Raw genomic sequence first — 18325 nt, 5'->3', positions numbered from 1 at the left:
TATAGAAAAATGCATAAAAAAATATATATAAGCATTGGGTTGCTGTGGAGTATTCATCACTTTGGACAGGTGGTTTTAACAGCTCCTCCAGCTCCGAATACTGAAGTGGCAGATCCCCAAAGTATACGGATGCTTCCGGGGTTCAAGTTCAGTTCCGCTAATGGAACCTTCCGGGCCTATATTGGAGGATCGTCTTCAGGTGGTAGTGGTACTTATACACCTATCACGGTAGATTATGCATCCAATATTCCGATGACGGAAAACTATATTTATACCAGGCAGTATTTAGTCCCTACTGCTGTTTCAGACGGATCTCTTCAACAGATACAAAGTGTCCAGTTTTTTGATGGCCTGGGAAGACCGAAACAGACTGTGAGTATTAAATCAACTCCTACAGGTAAAGATCTTGTAACCCATATTCCTTATGATAATTTTGGAAGGCAGGTAGACAGCTGGCTTCCGGTGCCTATGACTTCATTAAGCGGGAATATCCAGACTGGAGTAGAAGGAAGTGCTAACAGTTATTATCAGTCTAACGGCATTAATGATTCTTATCCTTTTACTCATAAAACGCTGGAGAATTCTCCGCTTGACCGTATTCTGAATCAGAAAAATCCAGGAACTGACTGGCAGAGCAAACCTGTTGTTTTTGGATATGAAGCCAATGCGGCAGGCGAGGTTAAAAAATTTACCACTGTTACCGCATGGGTGGATGGTGCTACATCTTCTCAGCTTGTATTATCCGGCACATATGGGGATGCGCAGTTGTATAAAAATACGGTAACCGACGAAGACAATAATAAAACCATAGAATTTAAAAACGGCAGAGGGCAGACTTTACTGGTAAGAAAAGTAATCAGTGCTTCAGAAAATGCAGATACATATTATGTCTATAATGAATATGATCAGCTTGCGTTTGTTATACCGCCTTTAGTTTCGGCTTCGGCAACAGTTTCCGCTTCCGCACTGGAACATCTTTGCTACCAGTATAAATACGATGGTAAAAACAGGCTTGTCGAAAAGAAACTTCCGGGGAAAGGCCTGGAACAAATGGTATATAACAAAAAAGATCAGGTTATTCTGTATCGCGATACTGCTCTCAAAAATGGAATAGCTAATTTTTCAGTGGATCAGTCATGGATGTTTACGAAATATGACCGTTTCGGAAGGGTAGTGTATACTGGGATTACCAAAGATACCAATCCAAGAAATACCATACAGAATACCATTGATAACCAATCTGCTGATACTTATGAAACCCGTGGAGGAAGCTTTACGCTGAATGGAACCAGTATTGAATATGGAAATGTGTCTTATCCTACAGCAGTTGATAAGCTTTTGACTGTCAATTATTATGATACCTATCCTCAGGGAGCTCCGGCAGTAACTACAGTCTTAGGACAGGAAGTACTGCCTCAGACCACACAGAGTTCAGAAGTGAGTACGAAAAGTCTTCCAACAGCTTCTTATACTAAGAATGTTGAAAATGATGGCTGGACAAAAGTTTATACTTACTATGATAAGAAAGGAAGATCAATCGCTACCCATTCTTTAAACCATCTCGGAGGATACACGAAGACCGAGAATTTCCTTAAATTTTCAGGTGTACCGGAGTATAGCCTTGTTGAACATAAAAGATCTGCAAATGATACCAAAGTAAATATCAAAGAAACCTTTGAATATGATCATCAGGAAAGACTCGTAAGACACTGGAACCAGGTAAATGGAGGGGTTCAGGAGCTTCTGGCTGAAAATCTTTACAATGATCTAGGGCAGCTGCAGACGAAAAATGTAGGAAATACCACTGGCAGCCCACTGCAAAGTATAAAGTACGCCTACAATATCAGAGGCTGGATGACAAAAGTGAATGATCCTTCCAATCTGCAGAATAAACTTTTCGCATACGAACTGCGTTATAATAATCCAAACAGCCAGTTTTCTGGTTCTGCGAGGTATAATGGAAATATTTCCCAGATGTCATGGATTACCCAAAACGATGCGGTATTGAGAAATTACTCCTACGAATACGATGCTCTTAACCGACTTAAAGAAGGACGCTTCTGGGATGCTATGAATTTGGAGAGAGGAGAATATCATGAGCAGTTGACTTACGATCTTAACGGAAACATAAAAACGCTTTTAAGAAGAGGAAGACAACTCCCGGGATATACAGCACCAGAAGTAATGGACAATCTGGAATACCATTATGAAAATGGGGAACAAAGTAATAAATTATCTTATCTAAAAGAAACCGGAACCGGAAATGCCATCAGTGGATATCCTTTAGCATCAGGAAGTACAGGAAGCACCATTACTTATGATGTCAATGGAAATATGACCACCCAATTGGATAAAGGAATTTCCTCCATCCAATATAATTATCTAAATTTACCGAGTAAGATTACCCAAAACTCCAAAGTTACGGATTACATTTACAGAGCAGACGGAGTGAAGGTGAGAAAGGTTTTCGGGACAGAAACAACCGATTATCTGGATGGTTTTCAGTATACTAATTCAATATTAAAGTTTTTCCCAACCGCAGAAGGATATTTTAATGTTGAGACCGGAAAGTATGTATATAATTATACAGACCATCTTGGAAATACCAGATTAAGTTATGCTAAAAGTGGAGCAGGGACAGAGATCATTGAAGAGAGTAATTATTATCCGTTTGGATTGAAGCATGAGGGATATAATATATTAACAGGAAATCCTGCATATAAGTACAAATACCAAGGGCAGGAATTGCAGGAAAATGGTTGGTATAGTTTTAAGTGGAGAAATTATATGCCTGATTTAGGACGATTTTTCAATGTTGATCCGCTTTCAGAGAAATTTCAATACAATTCTATTTATGCGTTTCAGGAAAATAAAATGGGTTTAGGTAAAGAATTAGAAGGAGCTGAGCTATTGCAGGAAAGAGGTTTAATAACATCAATAGGTATGACAGAATATGATGTATATACAAAAGAGCAATTACCAGATTATATGTCTTATTTAAATTATAAACCTTCTACTCCTGATCCAGAATTAATGACAGCTGAAGAGTATCCAACAAATTCGGCGGCAAAAGGAGCAGAGAATTCATCTTCATTTAAAGGAGTTATAGGTATTCTAGAATTATATAACGTTGTAAATAAAGGAATCGAAGGAGTGAAAGGGATGGTTGCTACCGATAAAAATGTAAAAGCAGTTAATTATATGGATAAATTAACAGGAGAGTTTAAGGATATGAAAACCGCATTAAGTGTGGTCAATAAAGCTGATTTAAAACTAGATAATAAAACTAAAACAGAAATTACTAATTATATATTTGATGGTTCTTTACCAAAAGATATCAATAAAAGAAATAATTCCGTAGTTAGTTTACAATCAAAAACTAATATTGTCAATACTGCAAACACTATTATGAGAAAAAATGGTATTATAGTTCGCAATGGTCCGGAAGTTAAAAAAAGGACTGAGTTAAATGAAGCTGCAAGACAACAAAAAGAAAAATTAAAAAAGGTGGGACAATGAGAATGTGGTTATTAATAATATTGTTTAGTGTTATATTAACATCTTGCAATAATAATACTTTGGCTGAAAGGAAAATAAAAAAAACAGTAATCACTTTTTTAGATGCTGTTGAAAAAAAGGATGGAAATAAATATAAATCATTAATTTATGAAAGTGAGGTTTATCCTGGAGTTATATCAATGGAAAAGAAATTTTTCTATAAAAATTACAAAAAAATCAATTCTGATGTAAATTTAAAGGAAAATATAAAAATAAAAGATACTATTTTCAATGGAGCCAAAAGGAAATATGTTCAATATCGTATTAAGAACAATAACCCAGATTATTTTCAAAAACCATTAATTATTACTTTTATATTTTATGATCAGATAGGATATGATAAGATTTATAACCATAGTATTTTTGATAATATGTTGGATTGGGAGTAAAATCCCCCCCGCTGGCACGAGCGTCTCACTCATGTCCTCAAATAAAAAAAACCTCTGCAAAAGCGGAGGTTTTTTATGTTATAAACTGCTTCAGTCGATTATACTTTCAACCAAAATAATTATCTAAATTTACCAGGAAAGATTAGCCAAAACTCAAAAGTAACAGATTATATTTACAGAGCAGACGGGGTGAAGGTAAGAAAGGTTTTTGGAACAGAAACAACCGATTATCTGGATGGCTTCCAGTATACCAATTCAGTATTGAAGTTCTTCCCAACAGCAGAAGGATATTTTAATGTTGAAACCGGAAAGTATGTGTATAATTATACGGACCACCTTGGAAATACCAGATTGAGCTATGCTAAAAATGGAGCAGGAACAGAGATTATTGAAGAGAGTAATTATTATCCGTTTGGATTGAAGCATGAGGGATATAATGTATTGACAGGAAATCCAGCATATAAGTACAAGTACAACGGGAAGGAACTACAGGAAAGTGGGATGTACGCAATGGATTTCCGTCACTATATGCCAGATATTGGAAGATTTACAGGAATGGATAGGCTTTCTGAATTAGCCCCAGCTATAAATTCCTATCGATTTGCATTTAATAATCCCATTTCTTACTCTGATCCTACGGGACTTTTTGAAACTAGAAAGGAGGCAAGAGAGTATAGAAAAGCACATGGTATCAAAGGTACTATAAATAAAGAAAGTGATGGTTCATATGCTATTAATGACAGAGCCAATTATGTGAGTTATAATCAAGGAACAGAATCTTCCGGGGATAGTCATCCAGGAGATGGTGTTTCAGAAAGGGCTTTATTAATAGGTAAAAAAGGAAACTCAAACAAGACGTATGACCCTTCTACTATTGGACAGAATATATTTTATTTATCTTATCCCGGGGGAAATAATCCCAAAAACAGATTTGATAAGAGGCTAGATGATTTTACTTATATTCCAATGCGTTTATCTGAATATCCTGCAATTGGTCATGATAGAAGATATGATAATTTGAAAATAGCAGGAGCAAAAGGTTTACTTACAAATACTAGAGCTATAGGGACAGATTATAAATTTGTAGCAGAGGAATTGGGTGTTGCATTAAATCCATTTAGTGGGGCAACAGACGTCGATCGATTAGAAGCGGCTTCATTGGGTATAGGTTTAGGCATAGCTGCATTGCCAAAAACATTATTTAAATATTCCGCATCAAATAATGCTTACGACTTTATTCAAGATGTAAAATCCGATTATAAAAAAGCTAGTCAAGGCGTTACAAATACTCCAACTGGTGCTACTCGTAATGAGATGATAAAAAGATGGCTCGAAGGACTTCAATAATAACATATGAAAAAAATAATTATTTTAATATTTATGACTTTTTGCTTATATTCTTGTAATTACTTTAGTGCTGGTAGTTATCCTTACGCAGAAGTTTATACTATAAATAAAAAAGAGGCTTCTTTTTTAAATGATATTGATCAATTTAAGAAAGAGCATCCACAGTTTATAGTTCCGAATAAATATAATATTAGAGACGGAAAAAGTTCACATTGGAATTTTATTTCTTTTTATGCAAATAGTAAAATTTATTGTACTTGGACAAGAGAGGCGGTTGATTCCACTAAAACGGATTTTGCATTTATTGGAATTTATAAAAATATAGATAAAAACAAGGATTATATAGAAATAAATAAGAATGATGATGAGGAAAATACCCGGGAAAAGAAATTTTTTGAAACAAAAATATTAAATCCAATTTTAAAAAAATAAAAGAAGATAGTACTTAATGTATTTTATTTGATATTCCCGCTGGCGCGAGCGTCTCGCTCGTGCCCACAAATAAAACAAAACCTCTGCAACAGCGGAGGTTTTTTATTCCTTGTTTCAAGAAGCTATATTGAATAATGATGATCATCAAAAGTTAATAAAAAAAATATCATTGTAAATTGTATAAAATGAACAAGTTATGTTTTTGTATTCCAAAAATCTGTATATTGTATTACCAAATTAAAGCGTAATCCGAAAAGCATATAGAGTAGGAGAAAAATCAAAAAAATGTTACTATGAAAAATCTAAGAAAACTTTCGAAAAGAGAATTAAAAACTGTTCAGGGAGGTATTCCGATGTGTCTTGCAGGATACTTCTGGTGCTCATTTGAAAAAAAATGCATTCCGGTAGGATCACCTTGCGGACTTATTATTGATTAACTAATTAAAAATAGTAAAAACAGGCTGTCTCAGAAATGAGATAGCTTTTTTATGTACTCACTACCAATCGACTTAGGAATCAGTAGCGTTAAGAAAATTTGAATGTAATCCGTTAAAAAATTTCCACTGTCTGAGCATGGGACTTGTTCAGAACCGAAGCAGAACCGAATGATCCATGAGAGTTTGGAAATTTTAGGAGTACATTCCAATTTTTAGCGGATGATTCCCGTCTTGAATTTTTGTATACTTTTACTTCAAGGTAAAAGTATAATTGGAAAAAAATGTTACTTTGCAGTCTTAATTACAGAACTTCGTGCAATCCAGAACCAATTATATTCTTGCTGTTTGTATTATTTTTTTGAATGTTATAATATTACTGGTAAATATATACATAATAAGAAATGGTTTTCGCCCCTTTGAAGGAGGCTTAAATTTTTCTATCCTACTAATGATTTCAAATGTTTTTATTTTTCCTGCAGTTGCAACATTTTTCAAAAGCTTAAGAAGTAAATTTATAATGTTAGCACTGAACATATTAGGAATAGTTGTAACTGTTTTAGGAACTTTTCTGGTTTTTCTGATGATGACAATTCAATGCTAAAGGTAGGTTATTGCGTTAATATCTGACTTAGGAATCCAGGAGCGTTAAGAAAATTTGAATGTAATCCGTTAAAAAATTTCCACTGTCTGAGCATGGGACTTGTTCAGAGCCGAAGCAGAACCGGATGATCCATGCGGGTTTGGAAATTTTAGGAGAACATTAAAATTTTTAGCGGATGATTCCCGTCTTGAACTTTTGCATACTTTGGGTTCAAGACAAAAGTATAAGTAAAAATCATGAATGAAAATCATCAAAGCTGGATTTTCATCTCTCACTGAAAAACCGTATTTTTGTACATCTAAAAAGTAAAAGAACGAATGAATTCCTACAAAAATCCATTGGAAGAGCGCTACTCCAGTGAAGAAATGTTATTTAACTTCTCTCATAGTAACAAATTCCAGAATTGGAGAAAGCTTTGGATAGCTCTTGCTGAAATCGAAAAAGACCTTGGACTTGAAATTACAGACGAGCAGATCGCTGAGTTAAAAGCTAATGCTGAAAACATCGATTATGAGAAAGCAGCAGAGTATGAGAAAAAATTCCGTCATGATGTAATGGCTCACGTTCACGCTTACGGGGATGTGGCGCCTTCGGCAAAAGGAATTATCCACCTGGGAGCAACTTCAGCTTTTGTAGGAGACAATACGGACTTAATTCAGATCCGTGACGGACTTTTAATCTTAAAGAAAAAGTTGGTTAACGTAATGAAAAACTTAGCAGATTTTGCTATTCAGTATAAAGACCTTCCGACTTTAGGATTCACACACTTCCAGCCGGCTCAGTTGACAACAGTTGGGAAAAGAGCTACCCTTTGGTTACAGAGTTTGGTTCTTGACATCGAAGAACTGGATTTCTTCCTTGAAACACTTCGTTTCAGAGGAGTAAAAGGAACTACAGGAACTGCTGCAAGTTTCCTTGAACTTTTCAACGGAGATTATTCCAAAGTAAAACACTTAGATAAAGAACTTTCAAAAAGATTTGGTTTTGATAAGGTTTTCGGAGTTTCCGGACAGACTTACGACAGGAAAATTGATGCGAAAGTAGTTGCTTTATTAGGAAATATTGCACAATCTGCCCATAAATTCACAAACGATTTACGTTTACTTCAGAACCTTAAGGAAATTGAAGAACCATTCGAGAAAAACCAGATCGGTTCATCGGCAATGGCTTACAAACGTAACCCAATGAGAAGCGAAAGAATCGGGGCATTGGCAAAATATGTAATGTCTCTGACGACAAGTTCTGCTATGGTAGCTTCTACACAATGGTTTGAAAGAACTTTGGACGACTCTGCAAATAAGAGATTAACCATTCCTCAGGCATTCTTAGCGGTGGATGCTATTCTGTTGATCTGGAACAATATCCTGAACGGAATCGTAGTATATCCAAACAGAATCAACAAACATATTATGGAAGAACTTCCTTTCATGGCGACAGAATACATCATCATGGAAGAGGTAAAAGCTGGTGGTGACCGCCAGGAAATCCACGAGGTGATCAGAGTTCATTCTATGGAAGCTTCCAAAAAAGTGAAAGAGGAAGGAAAAGAAAATGACCTTATAGAGAGAATCTTAAACGATGATTCTTTAAAACTAGACAAATCAAAACTGAAAGAAGTTTTAGATCCTAAAAACTTTATTGGTTTCGCGCCGATTCAGACGGAGGAATTCGTCAAGAACGAGGTACAGCCGATTATAGACCAAAACAAAGACTTAATAGGATTGGAAGCTGATCTTAAAGTATAAAACAATATGCAGTCTTTTCGGCTGCATATTTTATTTCCAGCCTCAACTATGAAAAAACTGTTTTTAACCATTTTATTGATGCCAGTCATGTCTTTTTCTCAGGAAAAAGAGGTGTTAAAATATTTTATTTCCAAGGACAGTTTGGTGGGGGTGAAAAATCAAAAAGGAGAGATTATTATTCCGGCGCAGTTTATTAATCTTACAGGAATGAAAGACAACGAAATTGTTGAGAGTACAAATAATACTGTTTTTTTTGATTCTTCTCTGGCTGATAAAAGTAAAATTGAGAAAAATTCCTGGGGAGTTGTCTTTGACAGAAAAGGAAATCTTCTTTACCAGCCCTATTCTTACGACAATGGAGCAGATTATTTCTCTGAAGGGCTGAGAAGATTCGTTAAAAACGGAAAGGTAGGATTTGTAGACAGAAATGCAAAAACAGTTATTGAAGCTGAACATGATTTCGTTGCTCCGTTTAATTATGGATACGCAGCGTTTTGTGACGGTTGTGACTGGGAGAAAACCGGAGATGAGCATAGAGCAATTGTAGGAGGGAAATGGGGAGTGATGAATGTCAAAGGACAAATTGTTCAGCCATTAACAAAACCAACAGCTCAGGATGTTGAAATAGAGGGTAAATACTACCCGAATCTGTTTCAGTACAATGAAAAAGAGAAGAATATCCTTCAGTTCTTTGAAAAGCAGAAGAAAAAACTTTCAGATCTTTATTATGTGAACTTTTACAATAAACTGTCTGAAAAAGAAAAGAATCTGTTTTTTGAAATTGTAGAAAGGCCAAAAGAAAATTTTCCCTATTATCAGATAAATACTTATGATTACAGGAAAAGAGATCTGGATATGCTTTATCGTTTCAAATTCCTGGTCTCAGAAGATGGTAAAATATTTTATGCCATAGAAGATTATAATGATAAAAAAGTTCCTTTCGAAAACTGGTTGAAAGAAGAAATAAAAAATGCAGAGGACTTTCAGAAAGAACATAAGGATAATCCCAACAAATTTATAAACAGATAAAATTGGAAATTCCAGGGTTCAAAGTTGAAGAAAATACGACTTATTCCTTTAAATTTGTACGGAATAATGGCTGGAGAGAAAATCTCTTTCAAAAATTTCCAATATAGATGGGTTTAAAGAAAGAAGCTTTAACTCAGAAAAGTAAAAAGAAAAATAAATCTAATATTAAAAATCTGACATCTAATGTCTAATAACAAAAGAATTTTCGTAGAAAAAAGAGGAATTTTCGATGTTGAAAGTCCAAAAATTTTTGATGAAGTAAAAGCGGTTGTCCCGGCAGTTCAAAGCGTGAAAGTATACAATGTGTATGATATTTTCAACCTGAACGACGGAGAATTTGAAAAAGTGGTGAACAACACTTTCGTAGACCCTGTTACTGATATTTTGCATACAGAAAACCCTGCAAAGTCTATTCATTTCGGAATGGAATTTTTACCGGGACAGTATGATCAGAGAGCAGACTCTGCGCAGCAGTGTATCGCTTTGCTGACAGAAAATGAAAAATCAAAAGTAAGAAGTGGAAAACTGATCGAATTCGAAGGAGTTTCCGAATCAGATCTGGTTAAAATCAAAGACCTTCTGATCAACAAAGTGGAATCTCAGGAAAAAGACTTATCAATTCTGGATATTCCTGCAGAAGAAACACCGTCAAAAGTAATCATTCACGAAAACTTCATCAGTTTTAATGATGCAGAACTTGAAACCTTCTATAACAACCATGGTTTTGCATTAGGATTGGATGACCTGAAATTCATTCAGGAGTATTTCAAAACTGAAGAAAGAAACCCTACGGAAACAGAATTAAAAGTATTAGACACGTATTGGAGTGATCACTGTCGTCACACGACATTCGAAACAGAATTGTCAGACATTCAGTTTGAAGGTCAGTTCAAACACACATTGGAAACTATTTTCAATGATTATATCGAAAAAAGAAAATTCTTAGGCCGTGAGCTGAAGCCGATTTCCTTAATGGATCTGGCAACAGTATGCGGAAAATATTTCCATAAAACAGGAAACCTTGAAAACCTTGTAATTTCTGATGAGATCAATGCCTGTACCATTCAGATCGAAGCAGAATATGACGGTAAAAAGGAGCCCTGGTATTTATTATTCAAAAACGAAACGCACAATCACCCAACGGAAATTGAGCCTTTCGGTGGAGCATCTACTTGTTTGGGAGGTGCAATCAGAGACCCTTTATCCGGAAGATCTTTCGTATTCCAGGCCATGAGATTAACAGGTGCTGCAGACGTTTTGGAACCGGTTGATAAAACATTACCAGGAAAATTACCTCAGAAAACAATTACGAAACAGGCAGCCAACGGATATTCATCTTACGGTAACCAGATCGGTCTTGCGACAACGATGGTTTCTGAAATTTATGACGAAGGATACAAAGCCAAGAGAATGGAAGTAGGTTTCGTTACCGGAGCTGTTCCAGTAGATTGGGTAAGACGTGAAAAACCAGCCAATGGTGATTCAATCATCATTTTAGGAGGTGCAACAGGTCGTGACGGAGTAGGAGGAGCAAGCGGAAGTTCAAAAGAACAGGATGAGACTTCTATCCACACCATGAGTTCCGAAGTTCAGAAAGGAAATGCCGTAGAAGAGCGTAAAATTCAGAGACTATTCAGAAATCCTGAAGTAACGAAGCTGATCAAAAAATCAAACGACTTCGGAGCAGGAGGTGTTTCTGTGGCAATCGGTGAAATTGCAGACTCTCTAGAAGTAAACCTTGATGTATTACCATTAAAATATGAAGGACTAAACGGAACCGAACTGGCGATTTCCGAATCTCAGGAAAGAATGGCTGTCGTGGTAGATCCTCAGGATAAAGAAAAATTCATCAGATTCTGTGAAGCTGAAAACATTGTTGCCGTAGAAGTAGCAAAAGTGACAGATTCCGGAAGAATGCAGATGTTCTGGAAAGGAGACAAAATTGTAGACCTTTCAAGAGCGTTCTTAGATACCAACGGATGTTCAAAATCCCAGGAAGTGAAAATCACTCACCTTGAAGAAGTAAAAGAAGAAACAAAAACTTTCACAGCAGAAAACTTCCTGAACATCCTAAAAGATAAAAACGTAGCTTCCCAGAAAGGATTGCTTGAAATGTTCGACTCTTCAATCGGGGCCACAACAGTAGCAATGCCTTTAGGAGGAAAATACCAGCAGACGCTGATGGAAGGAAGTGTGCAGACACTACCGGTTTTAGGTGCAAAAGATATTAAAACCGTTTCTTTGGCAAGCTGGGGATTCGATGCTGAAATTTCAAAACAAAACTCCCTGTTAGGAGCATCTTATGCTGTAGTGGAAAGTGTGGCGAAGATCGTTGCAATGGGAGGTGATTATAAAAACATCAGACTGAGCTTCCAGGAATACTTTGAGAAATTAGGGCAAAACCCTGAAAAATGGGGTAAACCTTTAGCTTCACTTTTAGGAGCTTACGATGCTCAGATCAATTTAGGTCTTGCTGCCATCGGAGGAAAAGATTCAATGAGTGGAACTTACCAGGATCTGAATGTTCCGCCAACCCTGATTTCTTTTGCATGTGCCAACGGAGACAAAGAAAATATCATCTCTCCGGAATTGAAAAACGCAGGAAACAAACTGTATTTCTTCAATCACATTGCCCAGGAAAACGGACTTCCAAACTATGATGCTTTAAAAGAAGTTTTCGAATTTATTTTTGAAAACATCAAAGCTGGAAAAATCGTTTCTGTGAAAACAGTGAAAGAAGGAGGTCTTGCAGTAGCCTTAGCAAAAATGAGCTTCGGAAACAGATTAGGTGCCGAGATCAATGCCGATGAAAATGTTTTATTGGCTAAAAATATCGGTAGCTTAATCATTGAAGCAAAAGAAGAATTAAGTTCGGTTGCTCTTCAACTCTTTGGAGAAGTAAAAGACTCTGGTATTGTAAAAATCAATGGTGTTGAATTTAATATTACAGATCTTGTATCTGCTAATACAAACACATTCGAGAACCTTTTCCCAACAGTTGAAAAAGAAAAGATCACAGTTGAAATTGATGAAAAATCAAACTCAATCAATCCAAGAAATATCATCATTAAAAAACACGGAATTGCTCAGCCAAAAGTATTCGCTCCGGTATTCCCGGGAACCAACTGTGAGTATGACACACTGAATGCATTCCAGAAAGAAGGTGCGATAGTAAGCAGTCTTCCTTTGATCAATATCAATCACCAGTTACTGGATGAAAGTATTGATGCCTGGGTAGAAGAGATCAGAACTTCTCAGATGCTGGCATTCTCCGGAGGTTTCTCTGCGGGTGATGAGCCGGATGGTTCTGCAAAATTCATCGTAAACGTTCTGAAAAACGAGAAAATGAAAAATGCAGTTCATGAATTATTAGACAGAGATGGGATGATCATTGGGATCTGTAACGGATTCCAGGCACTTGTGAAATCAGGATTGCTGCCTTACGGAAGAATCAAAGATCTGGATGAAAACTCTCCAACGCTAGCTCACAATGCGATCAGAAGACATATATCTCAAATGGTTACTGTGAAAGTAGTGAATGACGAAAGCCCTTGGTTAAAAGGAATGAAAGATCAGACTTTCACTATTCCGATTTCTCACGGTGAAGGTCGTTTCATGGCTTCAGAAGAAGAAATCAAAAAGCTGTATGAAAACGGGCAGATTGCAACCCAATATATTGATCTTGATGGAAACATTGCCCACGGGATGCCGTTCAACCCGAATAACTCATTATTCGGAATCGAAGGAATCACCAGTCCATGTGGAAAGATCTACGGAAGAATGGGACACCCGGAACGATTTGCTGAAGGTCTCATGAAAAATATACCAACTGCGAATTATCACAACATATTCAAAAACGGTGTTGAATACTTCAAATAACAATACAAGAAAAATGATCGTCATCCATGGCGGTCATTTTTCGTCTTTGGCAGGTTTCTATGAGGAAATTTCCAGCGTCATGATGAAAGATGCGGATTGGAAGGTAGGAACGCTTGATGGCTTTGATGATATTCTCTACGGTGGTTTTGGAGTATTCGAAAATAAAGAAGAAATTGAAATCATCTGGAAAGAATCAGAAAAATCAAAACAAGACCTTGGCTTTGATGCCACTCGTGAATTCTACAACAATAAAATCAGACAGGGAAAACCATTCAACATAGAATTGATTCAGCAGAAATTAGATGATTTGACCGAAGGAAAAGGGCAGACTCTCTTTGATATTCTGGTAGAAATTATACAGTCACATAGCAATATTGCATTGAAGCTGGAATGATAAGTAATAAGCAATGTGTAATTAGAATCTTAAACCATTAAGAATAGTAAAGTTTTTAAGTAAAGTTAAGATTCATCAATGATGAATGAAGCAGGCTGCTTAATAATAGCTTTAGCTGTTGCCTTAATTATTCTTCACCCCTTCAAAAATCTTAATGGTTCAAAAAAGTTTATTCAAATAGGGCACAGATTGATCTATTGCTGTGTGAAACGCCTTTGCGAACGAAAACATAAGAATTAAATATAAATACTTAGCGCCTTTTGCGTTAAAAACTACGCAAGTTGAAAGATATTAATAATTTTTCTCACTATTTTTACTTTAACAAAAAGGAAACAATAAGAATTGAATGAAGAAAATTACTTACGGGCTGTTCTTCGGTGACAGCATTACTTATGGGGAATATGACGGTGTTTTTGGAGGCTGGGTAGATATCCTGAAAAGATACGCCTTACAGAAATTTCATGAAGGAAACGGAGATGAACTGATTCTTTTCAATCTCGGAATAGGTGGAGAAACCACAGAAGGCTTACTCAAAAGAATTCCTCACGAGCTGGAAGCCAGAAATTCTGCTGACGGGAACATTATTTTTTTAAGCTATGGCGCTAACGATCTTGCTGTAAAAGATGGGAAGCAGGTTGTAGAACCTGAAAAATTTAAGAACAATATTACGACGGCTGTCAACCATGCCAGACAGTTTTCCAATGAAATTTATCTTGTCAGTATTCTGCCCTTTTCTGAAAAGGTAAACGGAGTTGTGGTAAGTTCAGGGAAATTGAGAACCAATGAAGAAGTGATTGTCTACAATCAGATTCTTAAAGATCTTGCTGCGGAGCATTCGTTAGGGTATATTGATTTTTATTCTGCTTTTCTGGAAGATAAGGAAATTTTATTATCTGCAGACGGAGTACATCCCAACGAAAAAGGCTATGGAATGATGGCTGAAGTAGCTATACCAATTATTGAAAAATATTTATAATGGCTTATTTGTTTTCTTACGGAACCCTGCAGAAAGAACAGGTGCAGCTTGAAACTTTCGGAAGACTTTTAGAGGGAGAAAGAGATATTTTATCCGGATATCAACTTCATATGCTTGAGATTAAAGATCCCGAAGTACTAAGAAAAAGCGGGCAGAAATACCATCCGGTGCTAAAGTTTTCAGGTAATGATATTGATCAGATAGAAGGTATGCTTTTTGAGGTGACCGAAGCGGAAATCCTTCAGGCAGACGAATATGAAGTGGATGACTACAAAAGAATTGAAACCATTTTTAAATCCGGAAAGAAAGGATTTATTTATATCGGAAAATAGTTTCTCATCTTTAAAACATCCCATACTGTCATTGCAAGCAAAGCGAAGCAATCTCAACAAGAATTAAAAGCACTAAACTCATATAGTTTTATCTTTGATCAACGCTCTCTTTGTCATTCCGAGCAAAGCAAGGAATCTATACTTTCATATACTCACAGATTAATAGTTATGCAGTTAGATTCCTAACGGAATGGACAAAGGCTATGGATAATTGAAACACGTTTTAATGCATTTAAACACTAATAACACTAATATTATACAAATATCACGAGTAAATATTCAATAGGAGTGGGCTTTAGCCCACTTACTTTATAAAACAAATCCACTGGCTTCAGCCAAAACTTAAAAAACTGCTGACAGACACCTGTCATAACCTGTTCCTATCTTTGTTCCATAACAAAATCAAAAAAATGAATAAAGTAAAAGTCGGTCCTTTTAATGTGATCGGAATCTCGGTAAGAACAACCAACGAAAATGGACAGGCAGGAAAAGATATCCCTTTATTATGGGAAAAAATGATCAGTGAAGATGTCCTCCATTCAATTCCGAACAGGATAGACAATACCATCTATTCTATTTACACTGATTACGAAAAAGACCATACCAGACCTTATACTACAGTTCTTGGATGTAAAGTGGAAAATCTTGAGAACATCCCGGAAGGTATGGTTGGCTATTCTTTTGATGGTGGAGATTACATAAAATTTACTACAAAAGGAGATCTTTCAAAAGACTTAGTGATCAATGAGTGGGTGAAAATCTGGAATATGGATTTAGACAGGTTATTTACTGCTGATTTTGAAGTCTATGGAGAAAAAGCACAAAATCCTTCAGACGCTGAAGTAGATATCTTCATCGCTGTCAAATAAGGAAAAAGCAAAAACTTCCTGCCTTCACAACTTTTGAACTGAAGACGTGAAATTCCCCTCCCTCGGAGGGGTGGCGAAAATTCAAAGAATTTTTGACGGGGTGGTTTAAAACTTCCAGCTTCCAGGTTCTTTCTTCCGGCTCAGCTGAAAACATATTTCCAATACACCAGAATTCCGACAGTTACCGCTGCAATGGCTGTCAGAACTACAGCTCCGGCAGCAATATCCTTGATAAAGCCTATTCTTTTATCAAAATCAGGTTGGATGATATCACATATCTTTTCAACAGCGGTATTAAAGATTTCAGCACTCAAAACAGCAAAAGAGACGATGAAAACCAATGCTGCATCCGTATTGTTCAGTCTGAAATAGAAGATAAAGAAAAGGTTGATGAAGAATATAAAAAGTTCAACTTGGAAATTTCTTTCTGTTTTAATCATCATGAAAACACCTCTGAAAGCATTGAGAAAACTTTTATGGATGGGAGGTTTTTGCATGATTTTCGAAGTTTTTTCACAAATATAGGTTTTGTATCTGATAAAAAAATGTATATCCGCAGAAATCTAAGTATAATATCAAGGCTCAAAACAAATTAAGGATCTTTGTTAAAAACTCCTCCATAATATTCTTTTCTTTATTGTATCTATTTATTATATTTGTAGAAACTTATTTTATAAATCTATGAAATTTATTATTTCAAGTGGTGAACTGCAGAAGGCTTTGCAAACTGTAAGTGGCGTAATATCAAGCTCTCAATCGAGACCGATTTTAGAAAACTATCTTTTTGAATTAGACGGAAATAATGTTACCATTACAGCATCTGACGGCGAGACAACTCTTGTTACTTCCCTGGAAGTAAAGTCTGATGACACAGGTAAATTTGCTGTTCCTGCTAAAATTTTTCAGGATTTTATCAAGACTTATGGTGAACAGCCTCTGACATTTGTTGTAAAAGACAATGCCGAAGGAACCGGAAGCCAGCTTGAGATTTTAGATGAAAAAGATAATTTCGCAGTAGCATTAGACAATGCTGATGACTATCCCGAATTACCGGAATTCGACGCTTCACAGAGTGTAACGATGCCGGCAGGAGTGCTGTCTGAAGCTTTGACAAACACACTATTCGCTACAAGTAACGATTCTCTTCGTCCGGTAATGACAGGAGTACTGTTCCAGTTTGGAGAAAATGAAACCAATTTCGTTTCTACAGACTCCCACAGACTGGTGGTATACAAAAGAGCAGACCTTATGAATGCTGAACCGATGGAGTTTATCATGCCTAAAAAGCCTCTTAATATTTTCAAAAATATCCTGGCAAGTTCCAATGAAGACGTTACTATCGACTTCAATGAGAACATGGCTAAGTTTACTTTTGGTAAACATATCTGGATCTGTAGATTGATCGACGGAAAATATCCGAACTATACTGCGGTAATTCCAAAGGAAAATCCAAACGTATTGACAATCAACAGAAATCTTTTGTTAGGAGCAATCAAAAGGGCGTCTATTATGTCTAACAAATCTACCAACCAGGTAAGATTCAAGCTTTCAGGCAATATTCTTCACCTTCATGCAGAAGATACTGAATATGCAAACAAAGCAGACATGCAGATTCCTTGTGATTACAACGGAGAAGATATCAATATCGGATTCAGTTCCAAATTCTTAACTGAAATGCTGACCATCTTAGGATCTGACGATATCACGATGAAAATGTCTCAGCCAAACAGACCAGGTATCATTGAACCTGTTGACGGTCTTGAAGAAAACGAAAACATATTAATGTTATCAATGCCGGTAATCGGATTGTAATAGTAATAAGAGATAAATTAAAAAAGCTGGATTTTTCCAGCTTTTGTTTTTTCATTACTTTGTTTCTGCAAAAAATAGTAAAAGTTTTTTCTTATATGTGTCTCAGAATACACAAATTACACAAACTTTTACAAATGGCACAAAACAAACAATTAAGTATGATGTTATTGGTGAATCATTAGAGTTATTCGTGTTGTGCTAAAATCATATGAACAAATAGATTCTAAATAGGAAATTGAAAAGATTAACGAAAATTTATTATCTTAAAATTGTTTCTAAATTTCTCTATTTCTCAAAAAAACACGACATTTGTAGCTCGAAAAATTACACTTGTATAAGGTGTGCAATTTCAAGTAAAAGTTTCAAATTGAGCAGATGAGCCCAATTCATCTGACGAATTAAATAAGTAGATAGATTAACAAATGAAAATATCAAACAACTGGCTGAAGGACTTTGTAAAAACGGAATTAAAAACTGAAAGAATCGGTGAGTTCCTTACAGATATCGGTCTTGAAGTTGAAGGGA

General features: G+C 36.0%; 14 protein-coding genes. 13 read left to right on the top strand and 1 reads right to left on the bottom strand.

The features are described from left to right. Nucleotides 1–9 precede the first annotated feature (9 nt). From ACE3RB_RS11820 to ACE3RB_RS11765, 12 genes are all read left to right on the top strand, one after another. Nucleotides 10–3519 (top strand): DUF6443 domain-containing protein, encoded by a 3510-nt coding sequence (locus tag ACE3RB_RS11820; protein WP_374464394.1) that lies wholly within the window; start codon nucleotides 10–12, stop codon nucleotides 3517–3519. Next, nucleotides 3516–3947: a hypothetical protein gene (locus ACE3RB_RS11815; RefSeq protein ID WP_374464393.1), complete on the top strand. Its 432-nt coding sequence runs from the start codon at nucleotides 3516–3518 to the stop codon at nucleotides 3945–3947. The genes ACE3RB_RS11820 and ACE3RB_RS11815 overlap by 4 nt, the downstream gene beginning before the upstream one ends. 189 nt (nucleotides 3948–4136) lie before the next feature. Then, nucleotides 4137–5294, top strand: a complete 1158-nt coding sequence (locus ACE3RB_RS11810; protein WP_374464392.1) for an RHS repeat-associated core domain-containing protein — start codon at nucleotides 4137–4139, stop codon at nucleotides 5292–5294. A 6-nt stretch (nucleotides 5295–5300) separates the two neighbouring features. Continuing rightward, on the top strand, nucleotides 5301–5726 hold the full coding sequence (locus ACE3RB_RS11805; protein ID WP_374464391.1) for a hypothetical protein: 426 nt from the start codon (nucleotides 5301–5303) through the stop codon (nucleotides 5724–5726). 293 nt (nucleotides 5727–6019) lie between these two features. Further along, on the top strand, nucleotides 6020–6163 hold the full coding sequence (locus ACE3RB_RS11800; RefSeq protein WP_172617142.1) for a hypothetical protein: 144 nt from the start codon (nucleotides 6020–6022) through the stop codon (nucleotides 6161–6163). 918 nt (nucleotides 6164–7081) lie between these two features. Continuing rightward, nucleotides 7082–8509, top strand: a complete 1428-nt coding sequence (gene purB / locus ACE3RB_RS11795; protein ID WP_374464390.1) for an adenylosuccinate lyase — start codon at nucleotides 7082–7084, stop codon at nucleotides 8507–8509. 48 nt (nucleotides 8510–8557) lie between these two features. After that, nucleotides 8558–9538: a WG repeat-containing protein gene (locus ACE3RB_RS11790; protein WP_374464389.1), complete on the top strand. Its 981-nt coding sequence runs from the start codon at nucleotides 8558–8560 to the stop codon at nucleotides 9536–9538. 183 nt (nucleotides 9539–9721) lie between these two features. Further along, a complete protein-coding gene (locus ACE3RB_RS11785) occupies nucleotides 9722–13417 on the top strand; it encodes a phosphoribosylformylglycinamidine synthase (protein WP_374464388.1) in 3696 nt (1231 codons plus the stop codon). Beyond that, entirely contained in the window at nucleotides 13398–13811 is a 414-nt protein-coding gene (locus tag ACE3RB_RS11780) for a ribonuclease inhibitor (protein WP_374464387.1), read from the top strand. Before ACE3RB_RS11785 ends, ACE3RB_RS11780 begins: the two co-directional genes overlap by 20 nt. A 346-nt stretch (nucleotides 13812–14157) precedes the next feature. Further along, nucleotides 14158–14787 carry an SGNH/GDSL hydrolase family protein gene (locus ACE3RB_RS11775; protein WP_374464386.1) on the top strand — a complete coding sequence of 210 codons (630 nt, stop codon included), beginning with the start codon at nucleotides 14158–14160 and terminating at the stop codon, nucleotides 14785–14787. Then, nucleotides 14787–15119 carry a gamma-glutamylcyclotransferase family protein gene (locus ACE3RB_RS11770; RefSeq protein ID WP_374464385.1) on the top strand — a complete coding sequence of 111 codons (333 nt, stop codon included), beginning with the start codon at nucleotides 14787–14789 and terminating at the stop codon, nucleotides 15117–15119. Before ACE3RB_RS11775 ends, ACE3RB_RS11770 begins: the two co-directional genes overlap by 1 nt. Nucleotides 15120–15529: 410 nt before the next feature. After that, entirely contained in the window at nucleotides 15530–15988 is a 459-nt protein-coding gene (locus ACE3RB_RS11765; RefSeq protein WP_374464384.1) for a GyrI-like domain-containing protein, read from the top strand. A gap of 140 nt (nucleotides 15989–16128) precedes the next feature. On the opposite strand, the gene ACE3RB_RS11760 is transcribed toward ACE3RB_RS11765, so the two are convergent. After that, entirely contained in the window at nucleotides 16129–16485 is a 357-nt protein-coding gene (locus tag ACE3RB_RS11760; protein ID WP_002977978.1) for a diacylglycerol kinase family protein, read from the bottom strand. A 184-nt stretch (nucleotides 16486–16669) separates the two neighbouring features. On the opposite strand from ACE3RB_RS11760, the gene dnaN reads away from it, so the two are divergent. Then, nucleotides 16670–17800 carry a DNA polymerase III subunit beta gene (gene dnaN / locus ACE3RB_RS11755; RefSeq protein WP_002977980.1) on the top strand — a complete coding sequence of 377 codons (1131 nt, stop codon included), beginning with the start codon at nucleotides 16670–16672 and terminating at the stop codon, nucleotides 17798–17800. Nucleotides 17801–18325: the final 525 nt, after the last annotated feature.

It is taken from the genome of Chryseobacterium sp. (genome assembly GCF_041914225.1).
Taxonomy (GTDB): Bacteria; Bacteroidota; Bacteroidia; order Flavobacteriales; family Weeksellaceae; genus Chryseobacterium.
The sequence above is the reverse complement of the archived record's forward strand: the minus strand, read 5'-3'. Positions and strand labels throughout refer to the sequence as shown.

Coding starts and splice junctions, on each gene's coding strand:
- ACE3RB_RS11820 (WP_374464394.1), top strand. CDS start 10: ATGCATAAAAAAATATATATAAGCATTGGGTTGCTGTGGAGTATTCAT.
- ACE3RB_RS11815 (WP_374464393.1), top strand. CDS start 3,516: ATGAGAATGTGGTTATTAATAATATTGTTTAGTGTTATATTAACATCT.
- ACE3RB_RS11805 (WP_374464391.1), top strand. CDS start 5,301: ATGAAAAAAATAATTATTTTAATATTTATGACTTTTTGCTTATATTCT.
- ACE3RB_RS11800 (WP_172617142.1), top strand. CDS start 6,020: ATGAAAAATCTAAGAAAACTTTCGAAAAGAGAATTAAAAACTGTTCAG.
- purB (WP_374464390.1), top strand. CDS start 7,082: ATGAATTCCTACAAAAATCCATTGGAAGAGCGCTACTCCAGTGAAGAA.
- ACE3RB_RS11790 (WP_374464389.1), top strand. CDS start 8,558: ATGAAAAAACTGTTTTTAACCATTTTATTGATGCCAGTCATGTCTTTT.
- ACE3RB_RS11785 (WP_374464388.1), top strand. CDS start 9,722: ATGTCTAATAACAAAAGAATTTTCGTAGAAAAAAGAGGAATTTTCGAT.
- ACE3RB_RS11775 (WP_374464386.1), top strand. CDS start 14,158: ATGAAGAAAATTACTTACGGGCTGTTCTTCGGTGACAGCATTACTTAT.
- ACE3RB_RS11770 (WP_374464385.1), top strand. CDS start 14,787: ATGGCTTATTTGTTTTCTTACGGAACCCTGCAGAAAGAACAGGTGCAG.
- ACE3RB_RS11765 (WP_374464384.1), top strand. CDS start 15,530: ATGAATAAAGTAAAAGTCGGTCCTTTTAATGTGATCGGAATCTCGGTA.
- ACE3RB_RS11760 (WP_002977978.1), bottom strand. CDS start 16,485: ATGCAAAAACCTCCCATCCATAAAAGTTTTCTCAATGCTTTCAGAGGT.
- dnaN (WP_002977980.1), top strand. CDS start 16,670: ATGAAATTTATTATTTCAAGTGGTGAACTGCAGAAGGCTTTGCAAACT.